17 protein-coding genes are annotated in these 18,787 nt (G+C 35.2%); 7 read left to right on the plus strand and 10 right to left on the minus strand.

What is annotated here, in order from left to right; genetic code table 11:
- A partial coding sequence (locus AC000W_RS11245) for an OmpA/MotB family protein (RefSeq protein WP_474748375.1) occupies positions 1-333 on the plus strand: 333 nt, incomplete at its 5' end.
- Positions 334-440: 107 nt separating this feature from the next.
- On the opposite strand, the gene AC000W_RS11250 is transcribed toward AC000W_RS11245, so the two are convergent.
- From AC000W_RS11250 to AC000W_RS11270, 5 genes are read right to left on the minus strand one after another with little or no spacing between them, the layout of a single operon-like run.
- Entirely contained in the window at positions 441-1,061 is a 621-nt protein-coding gene (locus AC000W_RS11250) for an L-threonylcarbamoyladenylate synthase (protein WP_474748377.1), read from the minus strand.
- On the minus strand, positions 1,062-1,775 hold the full coding sequence (locus tag AC000W_RS11255) for a DUF6624 domain-containing protein (protein ID WP_474748378.1): 714 nt from the start codon (positions 1,773-1,775) through the stop codon (positions 1,062-1,064).
- Positions 1,776-1,779: 4 nt separating this feature from the next.
- A complete protein-coding gene (locus tag AC000W_RS11260) occupies positions 1,780-2,886 on the minus strand; it encodes a serine hydrolase domain-containing protein (protein WP_474748379.1) in 1,107 nt (368 codons plus the stop codon).
- A gap of 27 nt (positions 2,887-2,913) precedes the next feature.
- Positions 2,914-3,741, minus strand: coding sequence for an alpha/beta hydrolase (locus tag AC000W_RS11265; protein ID WP_474748381.1), 828 nt, complete (start codon positions 3,739-3,741; stop codon positions 2,914-2,916).
- Positions 3,742-3,790: 49 nt separating this feature from the next.
- Entirely contained in the window at positions 3,791-6,118 is a 2,328-nt protein-coding gene (locus AC000W_RS11270) for an ATP-dependent helicase (protein WP_474748382.1), read from the minus strand.
- A gap of 143 nt (positions 6,119-6,261) precedes the next feature.
- Between AC000W_RS11270 and AC000W_RS11275 the strand changes: the two genes are divergently transcribed.
- From AC000W_RS11275 to AC000W_RS11295, 5 genes are all read left to right on the plus strand, one after another.
- Positions 6,262-6,807, plus strand: coding sequence for a DsrE family protein (locus AC000W_RS11275; protein ID WP_474748384.1), 546 nt, complete (start codon positions 6,262-6,264; stop codon positions 6,805-6,807).
- An 11-nt stretch (positions 6,808-6,818) separates the two neighbouring features.
- Positions 6,819-8,129 carry an amidohydrolase gene (locus tag AC000W_RS11280; protein ID WP_474748385.1) on the plus strand — a complete coding sequence of 437 codons (1,311 nt, stop codon included), beginning with the start codon at positions 6,819-6,821 and terminating at the stop codon, positions 8,127-8,129.
- A complete protein-coding gene (locus AC000W_RS11285) occupies positions 8,129-9,703 on the plus strand; it encodes an FMN-binding glutamate synthase family protein (RefSeq protein ID WP_474748387.1) in 1,575 nt (524 codons plus the stop codon). Before AC000W_RS11280 ends, AC000W_RS11285 begins: the two co-directional genes overlap by 1 nt.
- Positions 9,704-9,731: 28 nt before the next feature.
- The gene (locus tag AC000W_RS11290) at positions 9,732-10,514 is read left to right on the plus strand and encodes an OmpA family protein (protein ID WP_474748388.1); all 783 of its coding nucleotides are present in this window, start codon (positions 9,732-9,734) and stop codon (positions 10,512-10,514) included.
- Positions 10,515-10,595: 81 nt separating this feature from the next.
- Positions 10,596-11,114 (plus strand): DUF7935 family protein, encoded by a 519-nt coding sequence (locus AC000W_RS11295; RefSeq protein ID WP_474748390.1) that lies wholly within the window; start codon positions 10,596-10,598, stop codon positions 11,112-11,114.
- 78 nt (positions 11,115-11,192) lie between these two features.
- On the opposite strand, the gene AC000W_RS11300 is transcribed toward AC000W_RS11295, so the two are convergent.
- Entirely contained in the window at positions 11,193-12,110 is a 918-nt protein-coding gene (locus AC000W_RS11300; protein WP_474748391.1) for a patatin-like phospholipase family protein, read from the minus strand.
- Positions 12,107-14,188 carry a M1 family metallopeptidase gene (locus tag AC000W_RS11305; RefSeq protein WP_474748392.1) on the minus strand — a complete coding sequence of 694 codons (2,082 nt, stop codon included), beginning with the start codon at positions 14,186-14,188 and terminating at the stop codon, positions 12,107-12,109. Before AC000W_RS11305 ends, AC000W_RS11300 begins: the two co-directional genes overlap by 4 nt.
- 81 nt (positions 14,189-14,269) lie before the next feature.
- Between AC000W_RS11305 and recG the strand changes: the two genes are divergently transcribed.
- Positions 14,270-16,375: an ATP-dependent DNA helicase RecG gene (recG, locus tag AC000W_RS11310; RefSeq protein ID WP_474748394.1), complete on the plus strand. Its 2,106-nt coding sequence runs from the start codon at positions 14,270-14,272 to the stop codon at positions 16,373-16,375.
- A 12-nt stretch (positions 16,376-16,387) separates the two neighbouring features.
- On the opposite strand, the gene AC000W_RS11315 is transcribed toward recG, so the two are convergent.
- The 3 genes from AC000W_RS11315 to AC000W_RS11325 all read right to left on the minus strand — a co-directional run bounded on the left by AC000W_RS11315 (position 16,388) and on the right by AC000W_RS11325 (position 18,717).
- Positions 16,388-16,786, minus strand: coding sequence for a GlcG/HbpS family heme-binding protein (locus AC000W_RS11315; RefSeq protein ID WP_474748395.1), 399 nt, complete (start codon positions 16,784-16,786; stop codon positions 16,388-16,390).
- Positions 16,787-16,900: 114 nt separating this feature from the next.
- Complete coding sequence (locus AC000W_RS11320) at positions 16,901-17,476, minus strand: Crp/Fnr family transcriptional regulator (protein WP_474748397.1); 576 nt, start codon at positions 17,474-17,476, stop codon at positions 16,901-16,903.
- A gap of 128 nt (positions 17,477-17,604) precedes the next feature.
- Positions 17,605-18,717 carry a DUF2911 domain-containing protein gene (locus AC000W_RS11325; protein ID WP_474748398.1) on the minus strand — a complete coding sequence of 371 codons (1,113 nt, stop codon included), beginning with the start codon at positions 18,715-18,717 and terminating at the stop codon, positions 17,605-17,607.
- Positions 18,718-18,787 lie beyond the last annotated feature (70 nt).

Consider the following 18,787-nt stretch of genomic DNA (forward strand, 5'->3'; position numbering starts at 1 on the left):
TTGGGCAAAGTTGCCAAAGTGGTCAATAACAAACCAGATTTTGAATTTATGGTTGAAGGCCATACAGATGATGTACCTTACAGAAAAGGTGTTTTATTGGACAACTGGGATTTAAGTACCAAACGTGCTACAGCTATTGTTAGAATTCTACAAAATGATTACAATGTAGATCCAAAACGTATGACTGCAGCTGGTAGAGCAAGCTACGTTCCTGTTTCTGCAACAGATAAGTCTAAGAACAGAAGAACTAGAATTGTTGTTCTTCCAAAAATTGACCAGTTCTATAGCATGATTGAAGAAGGAATGAAAGATCCAGCAATTAACGGAAACTAAATTTCTTTTCTATATAAAATTAAAAGCGACCTATAAGGTCGCTTTTTTTATGCCATTTTTTAAATAAAGTAGATTTTGGATATACTCAATCTGTACATCCCATTTATTTACAAAATATCCAAACTACCTTTTCCTTCTCTAATTACACTTGGTTCTCCTTCTGATAAATCAATAATGGTTGATGCCACATTATCACCATAACCACCATCAATTACTACGTCAACAAGGTTCTGCCACTTTTCATAAATAAGTTCTGGGTCAGTAGTGTACTCCAACATTTCATCCTCATCATGGATGGAAGTGGACACAATGGGATTTCCTAATTCTGTTACCAAAGCATGTGGAATGTTATTATCAGGAACACGAATACCAACAGTCTTTCTCTTCTTAAAGTTCTTTGGTAAATTATTGTTCCCAGGAAGAATAAAGGTATAAGGTCCTGGTAAGGCTCTTTTTAATATTTTAAAAGTGGCCGTATCTATTTGCCGAACATAATCCGAAAGATTGCTTAAATCTGCACATACAAAGGACCATTTGGCCTTGTCTAATTTAATACCTTTAATACGAGCCAAACGCTCCAATGCCTTGGTATTAGTAATATCGCACCCTAGGCCATAAACAGTATCAGATGGGTATATGACCAAGCCGCCCCTTCTAAGAACCTCTACTACTCTTTTAATTTCTTTAGGGTTTGGATTGTCTGGGTATATTTTTATAAAATCTGCCAATTATTTCTTTTTGTTTGCTTCAAATTCAGCGGTTCTTTTAATTTGCTCCTCTAGGTTCCAAATAAAATTAAACCTATTTTTCAAATATTCGGCAATAGGGGCCAATCCCAACTCTGCCCTTCTTTTATCAATATTCACCGGGTCATAAACTGGCCAAACGTTAAAACTTTTGGTCTCAGGGTAATATTTCATTTGACCTCCGTATATCTGTAACTTACCTTGTTCGGTAGCAATTCTATCTTCTGCCCTTACCAAATACCTAGCTTGCAGTTTTCCATTCTTAACAGCCTCCCGCATCATTGGCAGATACTTTAACCTAATTTCATTGTCGGAATGTTGAATTACATTACAAAGGGTTAAACTTCCCTCAAAACCAATAACATCTTCTCCTAACCAACCATACTTCTTTAATATATTGGCAACTTTCTCTTCGTTAATAATATGGTTCTTCTCACAAATTTTATCCTGTTCAAAGACTTCTTTGGATTCCGCTCCATATTTCTCGATTAAAGCGTCCCTTAACCGTATCGGCTCTTGTTCACTCCTAAATATCGTATCTAAAACTGCAATTAAATATTCGTTTCTTGGGTCTACTTCTTCTATTTCTTGAGGAATGGACTCATTTACCTTATTTAGTGCTTTACTTTTGTTTTGTCCACAAGACAATCCAAATATTAAAGTGAAAAGTGATATTGCAAATACTATTTTTCTCATGATATTATTCTGTTTTTACTTCGTCTATACTTTTCATTAAGTAGAAAGCAATGTCTTCTATATTAATCCTTTTAGGATGAAAAGCTGATACATTCGAAAGCACTACAACTCCATTTTTTGTTGCTGTATTAATAATAATCGAGGAGGTATACCCGCCTGTACCACCACCATGATTATGCCAAATAGCCCCTGATTTTCGATTTATGATATGCCACCCAAGACCAATATCCGATATATTATTTCTTTTAAATGTTTTTGTCCTTGTCAATTTTAGTTCTTCATTGGAATCATCAAACTGGGCAATTGCAAATTTTGATAAATCTTCTGTGGTGGACAACATTCCTCCTGCTCCCATCAATGCCGCTAAATCCCAATTAGAGGTTTCATTCCCTGAGGGATTAAGTCCTTTTACCAATATATCCTCAACTTTACTTCTATCAGTTGTTGAGTTTTTCATTTCATATTTTGATAAAATATACTTCTCCAATAAATTTTGATAGTCTGTACTATCAATTTTACAAAGCACATAACCCAAAAGTCCTGCACCAAAATTTGAGTATTGATATTTTTCTCCCGAAGGCTGAGACAAATACATTTTATTAGCTAAATAATCTTCTAATTTTTCTTCACTATAATTCTTATAGGGATTACTTGGATTGGATACCAAGTCTAAATTTGATGGCAATCTATCTAGCCCAGAAGTATGATTAGAGAGTTGTTTAAAGGACAGTTGCTTATTTCCTTTTATTGAAGTTTCTATATAATCATTAATCTTATCATCCAACTCTAGTTTGTTCTCTAGTGCAAAATCCGCAAGTAGTGTTGCTGTAAATACTTTGGTAATAGAGCCAATTTCAAAAGCATTTTTATGATTGTCAATACTACTAATAGTATCATTGATTCTAATTACTCCATAAAACTTAGGCGACCCATTTTCTATTAAAGCAATTGAGAGTTGTGTTTTATTTGGAAGCTCTTTAGTTTTTTCAAAAATTAAATCAGATTGTTCTTCTATTAAAATAGTATTCTCATTAAGCTGGCTGCTTGCTTCTTTTACAGCGTCTTTGCAGCTGATTATTAAGAATAAAACTAAGAATAAATAATTTTTCATTCATCTTCATATTAATATCACCAAATTCTATTTCTTAGAATTCAGGTATTCCAAGCCATCACATAATGCCATTAATGGAACCGTTCTATGGTTTTCATTTTGATAATATTTGATTTTTACCGTTGCCTGTTTTTTGGTTTTTTGCATTATCATTTCATAAAAATCATAATGTCTCTTTTTGTTTCTGGTATAGTTGGCTTCACCTTGATTGGCCGTTGCAATAAATAATTTTTTGTCAAAACTTTCAGATAAAATCATATTCACCTTGCTCTTCATCATATTAGCATCCCACCATACACTTGGGTCAATAGCAAGATATGCATCAAACAAACTGTTTTTATCCATATAGGAATTTAAAGTAAGTAACCCACCTAAAGAATGCCCTACTAAGGTTCTAAAAGGCAGTGTTCTATAATTTTTGTCTATCTGTGGTATTAGTTCTTTTTCAATAAAATTTAAAAATTTTCTTCCACCGCCCATTGTATTGGGGCGTACAGTTTTTATTTTAGTTACCGTAAAATCTCTTTCCCTATCAACATTAATAATTGAAACAATAATAGTTTCCGGAATAACATCAGTAGTAGTAACTTCAGAACTCATATAATTTACAACTTCCGTCGCTGTATTAAAATGACTATATCCGTCCAATAAAATCATGATTGGATATTTCTTTTCTGAAGTAGAAACATCATTATACGAACTTGGCAATTTAACCAAGTAGGTTCTCTCTTCATTTAAAATATTTGAATGAAAATTTACTTTGCCTTCAAGAGCTTTCTCATTCTGACAATATAAGACATGACTAACAATATTGAAAAAAGCAAAGAGCGGTAAAATTTGTCTATTTATTTTCATACTCAATATTAAATGGGGTTTCTGTTTACCGTAACAAACTAAAGAACCGTTACCCTATCACTTCCAACTTGGCAAACCGAAGCAATAGTTTTTTTATAGTAGTTTCAAATTGAATTTCCGCTTTTTTATCATTCCCCACACCTTCTATTTTTATAACCTTTCCTCTACCAAAACGGGTGTGGTTTACCAAAGAACCTTCTACTAGGTTAGGGTCTATTGTATTGGTATTGCCAACAGGCGTACTCAATTGCGGTTTTAATTTTCGCAATTTTCGGAGTTGATTCTCATTTGGTTTTGAAACACTTGGAGGTGTTCCATTCTTTGGCTTTGCTTGGCGCAATGTACTCTTGTCAACCTCACCAAAAATATCAGAATCAATTAAAGATTTATATCTATACCCCGCGTTGTCTATTGGTGTGAGGTTTTCAATATACTTTTCATCAATCTCTTCTAAAAAACGACTGGGTTCAGCATCTATTAATTTTCCCCATCTATATCTATTTTGGGCATAGGTAAGATAGGCTTGCTTTTCAGCACGTGTAAGAGCCACATAAAACAGCCTTCTTTCTTCTTCTAACTCACTTCTAGTATTCATGCTCATGGCCGAAGGAAATAAATCTTCTTCCATTCCAACAATATAAACATATGGAAATTCCAATCCCTTTGCCAAGTGAATAGTCATCAATGCTACCCTATCATCATCGCCTGTATCTTTATCCAAATCGGTTGCCAAAGCCACATCCTCTAAGAATTCTGATATATTGCCCGTAGCATCTGCTAATTCCTTTTGTCCTTCGACAAAATCTTGGATTCCATTCAGCAATTCTTCAATGTTTTCCATGCGGGCAATACCCTCAGGGGTTCCGTCCTTTTTAAACTCCAGAAGAATACCTGTTTTCTTAGCTACATGTTCCGCAAGCACAAAAGCATCCGTTCCTTCGTTCATAATTTGAAAACTCTTGATCATGGTCACAAAGTTCTGAAGCTTTGTTTTGGTTCCAGAATTTATCTTTAAATCCAGTTTATCCAAATGCTCCATGACCTCAAAAATTGAACGTCCATAATGATTGGCGGCAACAACCAATTTATCTATAGTGGTCTGTCCTATTCCCCTGGCCGGGAAGTTTACCACTCTTTTTAAGGCCTCTTCATCCTTTGGGTTGATAACCAAACGCAAATAGGCCAATACATCCTTTATTTCCTTACGCTGATAAAAGGATAATCCACCATAAATTCTATATGGAATATCTTTTTTCCTAAGCGCATCTTCTATTGCTCTGGACTGGGAATTGGTGCGGTACAAGACTGCAAAATTGCCATTTGGTAATTGCTCCTGCATTTTGTTTTCAAAAATAGAACTTGCAACAAACCTGCCTTCTTCGGCATCAGTAGGGCTTCGGTGAATTTTTAAAGGAGATCCTTCATCATTGCTGGTCCAAACTACTTTCTCTAACTGATTTTTGTTCTTTGCAATGATGCTATTGGCTGCATTTACAATATTTTTTGTGGAACGATAATTTTGCTCCAAACGATACATTCCTACTTCCCCATAATCTTTTTGGAAATTAAGGATATTACTAATGTTTGCTCCACGGAACGAATAAATACTCTGTGCATCATCACCAACAACACAAATATTCTGATAGCGGTCCGAAAGTGCTTTGACAATCAAATACTGGGAGTGGTTGGTATCTTGGTACTCATCTACCAAAATGTATCTAAACCTATCCTGATATTTTGCCAATACTTCAGGAAAACGAGTCAGCAACTCATTAGTGCGTAACAGTAAATCATCAAAATCCATAGCCCCAGCCTTAAAACAGCGTTCCACATAATTTTGATAAATTTCTCCAGTACGTGGTCTTTTGGCCATGGCATCCGCCTCCACTAAGTCTGGATTATTAAAATAGGCTTTTACCGTAATCAAACTATTTTTATAGGATGATATTCTATTCTGAATTTGTTTGTACTTATAGATATCCTTATCTAACCCCATTTCTTTAATGATGGAAGCTATCAATCGTTGAGAATCTTGGGTATCATAAATTGTAAAATTGCTTGGGTACCCAAGTTTATCTCCATCAAACCTTAATAATTTGGCAAAGACGGAGTGAAAAGTTCCCATCCATAGATTTTTAGCTTCAGAACTACCAACAATGTCAGCAATACGTTTTTTCATTTCGCGAGCTGCCTTATTGGTAAAGGTGAGTGCTAGAATATTAAAAGAATCCACTCCTTGGTTCATTAAATGAGCAATCCGGTAGGTCAATACCCTTGTTTTTCCCGATCCTGCGCCGGCAATTACCATTAAAGGCCCATCTTTATGTAAAACAGGTGCCTTTTGAGCTTCATTAAGTCCGTCTAAAAAATTATCCAATAGTATCGATTATTTAATCCTGATAGGAAATGTGAATTTAGCCATTATTCAATTGATGCTAAAATCATCATTTTAATAATTATGAACAATGCAAATGGGATTTCACCCTAATTTGAATATATTTATTGGCATAAACATGTTGTATGAAAATATCCCCTTTATTGCTTCTTTCATTTTTCACAGTTTTAGCCAATCAATCCCTTTTTTCGCAAGAAAAATCAACGGGGCCAATTATAGAGGAATATGGATCTGTCTATAAAGTGGAAAACTCTGATTATAAAGTTGATACTTCAAAGGAATTGAAAGTGGTTTTTGATATTATGAATAGCCCCGATAATTTGGGCGAGTTAAATGCCAGTATAGAAACAGCCGCAAGGTTTTTAAACATGCATGCCCAATCAGGTGTGCCAGTAGAACAGTTGAAAGTAAGCCTAGTTGTTCATAACAAAGCTTCTAAGGACATTATGACCAATGAGGCATATCAAAAAAAATATGGAATGGACAATCCAAATAGTGAAATGATACTTACTCTAATGGATGCTGGAGCACAATTTATCTTTTGTGGTCAATCCGCAGCATCTCGGGGTGTTGCAAAAGAAGATATGATTCCAGGAGTACAATTATCATTGTCCGCAATGACAGCCTTAATACAGCTACAGAACGACGATTATCGACTAATTAAATTTTAAAATAACTATCTATGAAAAAACTACTGTTTATTGCACCCTTCCTATTAAGCCTAATAGTCTCTTCTCAAAATTCTGTTCAGGAATCTGACTATGTGGATATAGAAAGTAAAATTATTGCTTGGAGGCATGATATTCACCAAAATCCAGAATTGAGTAATAGAGAATTTAAAACTGCTGAAAAAATTGCAAACCACTTAAAATCATTAGGAATTGAAGTAGAGACAGGTATTGCCAAAACTGGTGTTGTAGGCATTTTAAAAGGAAATGCTCCAGGAAAAGTAGTTGCTCTTAGAGCAGATATTGATGCACTACCCGTGACAGAAAGAAATGATTTGCCCTTTAAATCGAATATAAGATCAGAATTTTTGGGTGCTGAAGTGGGTGTAATGCATGCCTGTGGCCACGATACGCACACAGCCATCTTAATGGGTGTCGCCGAAATACTATCTAAAAACAAGGACAAAATAAAGGGCACGGTAAAGTTCATTTTTCAACCTGCCGAGGAAGGTCCTCCGCCAGGAGAAGAAGGTGGTGCAAAACTCATGATAAAAGAAGGTGTATTAGAAAGCCCTAAAGTAGATGCTATTTTTGGTTTGCATATAGATTCGGAAACAGAAGTAGGTACTATTAAATATAAAGCTGGGGGCATTATGGCTGGCGTAGAGCGTTTTGTAGTTAATGTAAAAGGAAAGCAAACACATGGCTCTGCACCATGGGGCGGTGTTGATCCCATTTACATTTCTGCAAAAATTATAGATGGTTACCAAAGTATCATCAGTCGAGAATCTAATTTATTGGTAGAACCAGCTGTAATCACTGTTGGTAAAATAACAAGTGGTGTACGTTTTAATATTATCCCTGAAAGTGCTGAACTCATAGGTACTGTAAGAACATTAGATCCAGATATGAGAAAACATATTATTAAACGTATGACTGAAATGACAGAAACTATTGCCAAAGCCTATGGAGGTGAAGCCGCAATAGAGTTTCAAGAAAATACCGTAGTTACTTATAACGACCCTGATTTAGTGGTCCAAATGCTACCATCATTACAAAAATCAGCTGGAACAGAACACGTAGTTTTAACAAAAGCTGAAACTGGTGGTGAAGATTTTTCATATTTTCAAGAAGTAGTACCAGGGTTTTATTTCTTTTTAGGAGGAATGACTCCTGGAAACACAGAAGCTTTTCCACACCATACACCCGATTTTAAAATTGATGATGCCGGGATGTTACTGGGCGTTAAAACATTGACAGAGATGAGTATAGATTATTTGAATGCTGGTTCCACTCAAATAAAACCAGAAATTAAAGGTAAATAATGCAAGAAATAATCCATTTTCTTTCTAGTATTTCATGGTGGGTCTGGGGGTTAGCTGTTTTGGCAATAGTTGCCATTCGGGATATATTCTTTCAACGTGCCCACACCATAAGTCATAATTTCCCTATTGTAGGGCATCTTAGGTATTGGCTAGAAAGTATTGGACCAGAAATGCGGCAGTATTTTGTTGCTAATAACAGGGAAGAACTTCCATTTAACCGTATTGAACGTGGTTGGATTTATGCCTCGGCAAAAAAAGAGAATAATTACGAGGGGTTTGGTACAGACAGAGATGTCTATGCGCATCATCATGTTTTTATAAAAAACCAAATGATGGCCTATAAAGTAGATGCCCATCATCCTAATGCCAGTGACAAAACTTTTTTGCCTTGTGCAAAGGTTATGGGAAGTTTTAATAAAAGAAAGAAACCATACAGACCTGCTTCCGTTATTAATGTATCAGCGATGAGTTTTGGTTCTCTATCCGCTGCAGCTGTGGAAGCTCTTAACAAAGGTGTTGCGGTCAGTGGGGCGTATCACAATACTGGTGAAGGGGGGCTATCCCCATATCACAAACAAGGAGGCGATGTTATTTTTCACTTTGGAACAGGTTATTTTGGCGTTCGTACCAAGGAAGGTAACTTCTCAATAGAAAAAATGAAGAAATTGGTTGCAGAAAATCCTTGTATAAAAGCTATTGAAATAAAATTATCACAAGGTGCCAAACCTGGAAAAGGAGGTGTACTTCCAGGAGTCAAAATAACTCCGGAGTTAGCTAAAATACGAGGTGTAGAAGTTGGGAAAGATGTATTGTCCCCTGCCTCCCACAAAGCTTTTGGTACCATTCCAGAATTAATGCAGTTGATAGAGGATATTGCAGAAGAGACAGGTCTTCCAGTAGGGATAAAAGGTGCTATTGGGAAATTAGACCAATGGGAGCAGCTAGCAGATTTAATGCTAAAAACTGGTAAAGGACCCGATTTTATAACTGTAGACGGCGGTGAGGGAGGTACTGGTGCCGCTCCTCCAAGCTTTGCAGATCATGTATCACTACCATGGGTATATGGTTTTAGTAGTCTGTATAAATTGTTTCAACAAAAGAAGCTTACGGATAGGGTTGTTTTTATTGGAAGTGGAAAATTAGGATTCCCTGCCAAGGCCGCTATGGCATTTGCCATGGGGGTCGATTGTATAAATGTTGCGAGAGAGGCCATGATGAGCATCGGGTGTATTCAAGCCCAGATTTGCCATACCAACAGATGTCCTTCTGGTGTTGCCACACAAAGTAAATGGTTGCAAAACGGAATAGATGTTACGCTAAAATCCCATCGGTTGGCACAATACTTTAAAACTTTCCGTAAAGAATTGGTAGAAATTACACATGCAGCAGGATACGAACATCCTTGTCAATTTACCATGGAAGACATACAGGTGAATGTTGACGATATTGATTTAAGTAGAAATTTAAGGTATACATATGGTTACGACAAAACCCCAGTATCCTTTGATAACATGAGAGCATTATACAATTGCACACATTTAGGTGGAAAGACATATATAGAAAATAACAAATAACTTATTTTTGAAATAATTAAAAAATCCTATGAAAAAAAACTACCTATCCCTCCTATTTTTGTTTTTTATCTGCCTCACCGTTCATTCTCAAAAGAAGAGCGAGCTTTTATTAGATATACAAAATCTAAAAATTGAATTGGACTCAATTAAAGCAAAAGTTATTGAAGCAAAGAAGAATGAAAGAGTGAGTCTTGCAAAAGCCGAGTCTTATGAGTCACAGGTAAAGGAATTACAGGCTGCCAATGCAACTCTAATGAGCAACCTAAATACCTTTTCTGAACTGTCCAAGCAAAACTCAAATAATGTAAACAAGGCTTTGGCCAGTTTGGAAAAAAAAGAAAATCAATTAAAAACAATCAATGATGCCTTGGCATCAAATGATTCCACTGCCATAATTGTACTTACCAATGCAAAACAAACACTTGGTGAGAATGCCCAAATTGGTGTGACAAATGGAGCCGTAGTCATTTCAGCTAAACAAGATATATTCTTTGCTGATGATACTTCCACAGCAGTAATAGAAACAGGCGTTCCTATGCTAGAGAAAGTAGCAGCAATACTAACAGCTAATCCAACTATGGCACTTACCATTGAAGGATTGAGCATGACAGGTGAATTGGATATTGCAGCTTCACAAGCTTCATCGTTATCCACAATTCTTCAAAAACAATTTTCAATAAACCCGGAACGTATTACAACTTTGGGAAAAGATGGTAATTTAAAAGAAGGTTTCAGCCTAAGAATCCACCCAAAATTTGATACTTTTTACATGATGGTAAGAGAAAGTATGAAAGAAGCTAATAAGAACTGAACATTCTAAAAAGAGAATCATAATTTTTATAAAATTCCAACGTTTAAATGCCATAACCATCCTAACAAAATATAAATTGACATGACAGGAGACGGAATTTTTCAACTTTTTGCTTATTTATTACCTGCAGTAGTAACTGGAGCTGTAGCTTTTTACTTTTTTAGATTACATACTAATAATGAAGAAGGTAGGAGAAGATTTCTATTGCATAAAGATTCTCAAAAAAACACTTTACCTATACGCCTACAAGCTTATGAACGCATGGCTTTATTTTTAGAGCGAATTGCGCTTCCAAGTCTTGTAGTAAGGGTAAAACCAAAATCTTCCGACAAAAGTGATTATGAGAACTTATTAATCAAGAGCATTGAAAATGAGTTTGAGCATAATCTTTCTCAACAAATTTATTTAAGCGATGAGTGCTGGAATGTGATAAAAGCTGCTAAAAGTGCTACCATACAAGCCATTAGAAGTGCTGGTATGAGTGAATCTGACAATGCAGATAAATTGCGTGAAGATATTTTGAGCAAAACCATGGACAAACAATCTCCATCTGCAACTGCATTATCCTATGTAAAAAAAGAAATAGGAGATTTGTGGTAATATTTTAAGTTATTTTGAATCGAATGAGGTGAGTGTGAAAAATCTTATTACGAATTCAAAAAAAAACATATCAATCAACTATTTATCAAACATCAAGGGTTGAATAGGATTGGTTTCCTCATTTTTATTTTTGGCATATAAATAGCCTCGTTTCCACCAAAGTGTCATTTTTTCTTTGTCAAAAATCAAGGAATTTGTAGTCAAAATTGTTGGTGTGTAATACAAATTTATAATAGCGTCTTTTTGACTGGCCACCAACTTTCCTATTCTAATATTCTGATATTCAATTCTATCCAACATAAATCCAAAAATTGTGGTCATTAGTTCAAAAGGATTTCTAGATGGCATCCTGTTCAAATAATTTACTTCTGTATGCAAGATAATGGCATCCACAATATCGGCATTTTGCCGCAAAGCTTCTTCTATGGGCACAAGACTTCCTAATCCACCATCTGCATATTCACATCCATTTTTCCGAACCAAACTCATGAAAGGTGCATAATTAGCTGATATCCAAATCCAATCACAATACTCGTCATACGTGCAATCATTAATGGACTTGTACTCTACTTGATTTAGGGACAAGTTAGAAACAGTAATAATTATGTTCTTTGGACCGTTCTTTAGTTCATTAAATTCATCCTCAGTAACACTATTTCTAATAAGCTCCCTAAGGTTATCGCTTTCTCCAAATGTTTTTTTTCCTCTAATAAAATTCTTCACCACATTCCAGTGATTAATGGAAATAGTTTCCACCCCATGCTTTTTGGTCACAATAAAAGGACAGCTGTTAAAAATACTTTTCTGATTGACTGAAGAGTAAATTTTCTTGATCTTATCCAATTTTCCTAAGGCCAAATGAGTAATTAGAAGGCTTCCTGTAGAAGTGCCCACGAAAATATCGTAATTCTGAGCCGACTCCTCTATCAGGTATTGTGCTACGCCACCTGCAAAAGCTCCTTTGCTCCCACCACCTGAAATTACTAATGCCCTCATTTTATATTCAACTTTTTCATTAAAAATTCTCGTTCGGTACCGTCCAATTCTATTGCCAACATTAAAAAGCGTTCTTTTAGTGCTTCATCCTCTAACAATTTGTCCAGCAAAGTACGGGCGAACTTTTTAAATTGCCAAGAATGGTGCATACAAGCGTTGACCAAATCTTTTAAATTTTCATCTGGAAACCCAAATACATCTTGTAAATACAAGAACACAGTTTGGCGAATTTCAAAATTATAATTGTCTTTTGTATAGCGACTTAGTTCGTTAAAATGATTTTGTTCATAGTCCTTGGTGAGAATTGCTAAGGTTAGCCATAGCAACCGAATATTTTTATTGGGAAGTCCTACCATATTCTTTGTTGCATTCAAATACTTTGCTCTGTCTTCTGGAAAATATACCCATAACTTATATAGGGCTTTTTCAATAGTCACATAACTTTTATCATTCAAAAGAGATTCAAATTCTTGTTTTAGTTCCAGTGGAATTCGCTCCATTTCCAAAGCAAGAGTTTGCCTTACTTTTAGATTATCTTCCCTAAAAATCTCTTTGATGAACTCTGTTGAAAGTGATGCATGGTAGTTAGCTATAATTGCTTGTTTAAATTGAGTTGATGTTGCGTTATACCAATACCGTTTAATAATTACCTCATTACTTTCACTACTAGATGTGAGTTCCCATTGCAGATCAAAAAAATCTGATAACGACTCATTAGATGATTTTAAAGCTTGTTTGGTTTTTTCAAAAGGAAACTGTGTTCCTTGCAGCCATTCCTCTTCAAAATTTTCTAAATCCTTCCCGCTTGCCAATTTAATTTCAATTAAAAAATCTTCAATGGTTACATTCATAAATTGATGCTTTTCCAAATATGTTTTAATCCCGCTTTTAAAAGCTTCCTCACCTACTACTTCTTTTAACATATGCAATGCCCAAGCTCCTTTTTCATAAAAGGTAAGACTACTTGCCTTGGGATTGGTCAAAGCTTCACCCTTGCCATCACGGGACATTTTATCCAATTGTTTTGCAGTTTCCCAGAGTTTCCAATAATAATAATCCTCCCCAAAAATTTCTTTTTCGGCCAAATAAGCGTAATAGGTTGCAAAACCTTCATGCAGCCAATGGTGTTCACTGCTTACTTCTGTGACTAAATTACCAAACCATTGGTGAGCAAGTTCATGGGCATTAACGTTTACATAATTTTTGTCCACAAACCCAATAGAGTCAACCACATATGAATCGGCAAAAATAGTGGCCGTTGTATTTTCCATGCCGGCATACATAAATTCGCGTACAGGGACCTGTTTATAGTTCTGCCATGGATAAGGAATGCCTATCTCCTGCTCCATAAAATCAAATATTTGCTTGGTATAACGATAGGTAGGTTCCACTTTTAAGCTGTCCCTTGGGTAAAAGTAATTTTCAATAAGAATTCCACTTTTGGAGGTTAATTGGTTCTTTTTATGATTGCCAAGAACAAAGGCCAATAAATAACTGCTCATGGGTTTTTGCATATCAAAAACCCATGAGGGTTTGCCTTTATATAACAACATATTTTTCTCTATTAATTTTCCATTGGCAACAACAACCATGTTTTTATCGGTTGTAATTGTTATATCAAACTCCACCTTTTCCGTCATGTCGTCAAAACTGGGCAACCAATGGCTGGTATATTTCCCTTGTCCTTGTGTCCAGGCCTGTCCCGAACCTGTTTCTACATCTTCCTCATTTATAAAATAAACGGTTTGTTTGGGCTTGGTTTCATAGGACAAAAGCAATTTATATTGTTTTCCTTTTTTGAATTTTTTACGAACCGTAATGGTTCTTTGGTCATTGTTGTAACCAATTTTTTTTCCATTCAAGCTAACTTCATTAAACTTCATGTTTTTTGCATCCAAAAAAACAGAATCAACCTTGTTTTTGATATAAAAACTATAGGTGACACTACCGCGAACAACTTCATTCTTACCAATTGGAATAACTTCTGCTTTCGCATGAACAAAATCAACCTTATCCTGGTGTTGGGCTACAGAAAAGCCACTAAAAAAGAGAAAAGAAATTAATAAAAATGACCTCATGTACTAATGATTGTAAAAGTTGCACCAAATTAAGCAATTTGGTTTGTTGCAGTTGTATGGGCGAAGCAGTATTTTAGTCCTATGAATCCCAATTTCCTGCAAACTCCCATTGCATATCTAAAAGGTGTTGGCCCAAATAGGGCCGAAACCTTGGAGTCTGAATTGGGGATTTCTACCTATCAGGACCTAATAAATCTTTTTCCAAATAGGTATCTGGACAAAACCCAGTACTATAAAATAAATCAATTACAACGTAGCGGCGCAGATGTACAGGTAGTTGGGAAAATTGTGCATATAAAAACAGTAGAGCAAAAAAAAGGAAAACGTTTAGTGGCTTCTTTTGTTGATGAAACTGGGGAAATGGAACTCATATGGTTTCGAGGTCAAAAATGGATAAAGGAAAACTTAAAATTAAATACACCTTATGTCATTTTCGGAAAAACCAATTGGTATAATGGGAAGTTTTCCATGCCCCATCCAGAAATGGAATTCTTGACAGAGCATGAACAAGGGCTAAAAATATTTATGCAGCCAATTTACCCTTCTACTGAGAAATTAAGTGCTAAGGGAATTACAAATAGAGTGTTGAATAAATTAATGCAGCAGCTATTTTTGGATACCAAAGGGCAGTTTATGGAAACCCTATCCCCTAACCTTCTTACTGAGTTAAAACTCATATCCAAAAGTGAGGCCCTTTTCAATATTCATTTTCCCAAAAATCAAGAGTTATTGGCTAAAGCACAATTCAGGCTAAAATTTGAGGAACTTTTTTACATACAACTTCAACTTATTACCAAGAAACTCATCAGAAAACAAAAAATAAAAGGATTTAATTTTGACCAAGTTGGAGAATTCTTCAATGCATTTTATGAAAAGTACCTACCATTTGAACTTACCAATGCCCAAAAAAGGGTTATTAAAGAAATTAGGGGAGATTTAGGAAGTAATGCACAAATGAACAGGCTTTTACAAGGTGATGTAGGTTCTGGAAAAACAATTGTTGCTTTAATGACCATGCTTTTAGCCATTGATAATGACTACCAAGCATGTATCATGGCTCCAACAGAGATATTGGCAAATCAGCATTACACTGGTATAAAGGAATTTCTTGGCGAAATGAATGTTTCAGTTGCCTTGTTGACAGGTTCCGTAAAAAAATCAAAGCGAAAAATAATTCATGAACAGCTAGAAAATGGTGAATTGCATATTTTAATTGGCACCCATGCAGTTTTAGAGGATAAAGTCCAATTTAAAAATTTAGGTTTGGCTGTCATTGATGAACAACACCGTTTTGGTGTGGCACAACGCTCAAAATTATGGCATAAAAATGAAATGCCCCCGCATATTTTAGTGATGACTGCCACGCCCATTCCAAGAACTTTGGCCATGAGCTTATATGGCGATTTAGATATTTCAGTCATTGATGAACTTCCACCAGGAAGAAAACCAATAAAAACAGTGCATCGCTTTGATGCGAACCGATTAAAGGTCTTTGCATTTATTAAGGATGAAATTAAAAAAGGAAGACAGATATATGTCGTATATCCATTGATTCAAGAATCCGAAGCCTTGGATTATAAAGATCTAATGGATGGCTATGAAAGTATTGTACGTGATTTCCCCCTACCCGATTACCAAATATCAATTGTTCATGGAAAAATGAAACCTGCCGATAAAGATTATGAAATGGCTCGTTTTGTAAATGGTGAAACCAACATTATGGTCGCAACAACAGTAATTGAAGTTGGAGTAAATGTACCCAATGCTTCTGTAATGGTTATTGAGAGCGCAGAACGTTTCGGTCTATCTCAGTTACACCAATTACGTGGACGTGTAGGACGTGGAGCTGACCAAAGTTTCTGTATTCTAATGACCAGTTTTAAATTATCATCAGATGCTAAAACTAGATTGGAAACTATGGTACGTACCAATGATGGTTTTGAAATTGCAGAAGTTGATTTAAAATTAAGAGGTCCCGGTGACCTTATGGGTACCCAACAAAGTGGTGCACTAAACTTAAAAATAGCGGACATTATAAAAGACAATGATATTCTAAAAACCGCGAGATATTATGCTTTAAAAATTCTAAAAGAAGACCCATCCTTAGAAAAGGATGGGTGCAAAATAATTAGATATACCTATTCTCAGTTGGTAAAACATAAGAACATCTGGACGTATATAAGTTAATTTTCTTTTTGTTTAAACTGCTTCTGCTCCCGCAACCGCAACTGTGTGGTCATTTTCAACTGAGCTACCACTTACTCCAATAGCTCCAATAATTTCTCCTGAAGCATTAGTAATTGGCACACCTCCTGGGAAAGTAATAAGACCTCCGTTAGAATGTTCAATATTATACAAAGGTTCACCTGGTTGTGATAGTCCTCCAATCAACCCAGTGTTCATATCAAAAAAACGGGCAGTCTTTGCTTTTTTTAACGATATATCGGCAGAACCCAACCAAGCACCATCCATTCTTACAAATGCCACTTGATTTGCCCCAGAATCAACAACGCAAATATTCATTTTTGTACTAATTTCAGTTGCTTTTTCTTTAGCAGCTGCTAGTGCACGCTCTGCTTGTTCCAATGTTATATTCATAATTTTATAATTAATGGTTAAACTAGTTTTTATATTCAAGTTTCACCAAAAATAGAAACAGAGATAGCCTAAGCTAATTGATATATGTTAAGATTGATTGTTAAAAAATGTTAATTATAATTCTTTGCGTATCCTACTAAGGCTTTCTGGTTTAATTCCCAAATAGTTTGCGATATGGTAGTTTGTTACCCTTTTCTCTATGCTAGGGTATGTCTTGCAAAACTCAATGTACCGTTGAGTATTGGTTTTTAACAAAGAAGACATTACTCTTTTTCTAAGAGCTACAAAGGCGTTGGTATGTAGAATTCTAAAAAAGCGTTCAAACTTTGGAATCCGTTTATATAATTCCTCTCTTATTTTAATATCAATACCCAATAAAACACAATCCTCAATCGCCTCAATATAAAGCTCAGCTGGTTTTCCTTCAAATAAAGCTTCAAAATCGGTTATCCACCAATCTTCAATAGCAAATTGAATAATATGTTTATTTCCAAATTCATCTAAATAATATGCCTTTAAACATCCTGAAACAACGTAATACATATGGTTCACAACCATATTGGGTTCATAAAGGTATTTTTTTCTAAGTACTCTCTTCTCAAGTAAAATCCCTAAAAATTCTTCTTTATCTTTTGGAGATAATGTAATGTGATTTTCTACATGATTAATTATTGAACTATAAATGGACATATTATTATGGATATATAATTGTAAAAGTAACACATAATAAAACCATAAAAATTACTGTCTATACACACATAAATTAAAAACACCCGGCTTTATGGACCAGGTGTTACTTATTTTGGAGTAAAAAAAAATTAATTAATGTCTTTCCCGTTTACTAACTTTTCAATATTAGCTGCAATAGCATCTTTGTTAGCTTGATCAGGGGCTCTATTTGCTGCTATTTTTAAATGTTTAAGAGCAGATTTATAGTCTCCTAAAGCTGAGTACCCTCTTGCCAATCCATAATTTACTGGCCATATTCCTTTATTTTTTTTGGCATTTTTCTTAAAAACTTCCAATGCTTTCTCCTTCTGCCCTTGACTTAACAATTGTCGCCCATACCCATGGACTTGTAGAATTCCTCCCATTTCTAAAGCCTCGTTCATAACAGATTCCGCTTCTGTTGTTTTTTCTAGCTTATCCAAAATTTGCGCCTTAACACTTAAATTACTAAAATCTTTTTGGCTATAAAACTGCCCTGAAATGGCATTGTTTATCCACCCCAAGGCTTCATCTAAACTTCCTCCATTGTTCATGGCATAGTTTGCTGCTTGCACCCAAGTTTGTCTAGTAAATCCAGGCGAGGTTTGTAATTTTTCTCTAATATCTGCTAAAACAAGATTGGATACGTCTAAATCCACTTTAAAGGGAATTTGTTTTTCTCCCCAACTTAGGGCTACTATTGTAGAGGTTGGAGTCACTTGGTTAAACTCATATGTAAGCTGTTCTGTATGTGCCACTTCCCCAGTTGTAACATTCACTCTTAAAGCATCTTCTGATGGTTCATAAAAATAACTTCCCCATGCATTATGGTTTTTTGAGAAAATAACTGTTGCTGTGTTGTTTTCATTCACAATCATGTGAAGACCATACTTTCCTGCCGCCAAGTCCTTACCTTCAACTTTAACATCACTAGAAAATTTAATGATTGTATTTTCATTGGCACCAGCCCTCCATGGAGATTCTTTTGCTGTACCAAAACCAAGATTATTCATTCCGTAAGGAACTAATTTTCCCCATATTTCTCTCTTGTTAACACTGGGTCTAGAGTATATAACAGTAATGTCTGTAATTCCAACTCTTTGAGATACTGTTGCCTTTTGGCTTCCTCGTGGCAAATCATTTAATTGGGCATTTCCAGAAATAGAAAAACCCAAAGCAAACAACATCATAACAATAGCATATTTTTTGTACAATTTTTTCATTTTTTTTATTTGATAGTTAAGTTTCGAATGTATTAAGACCAGACTTCTAAATAAGTTACAGTAATGTTAA

Source organism: Saonia sp., from assembly GCF_056326165.1.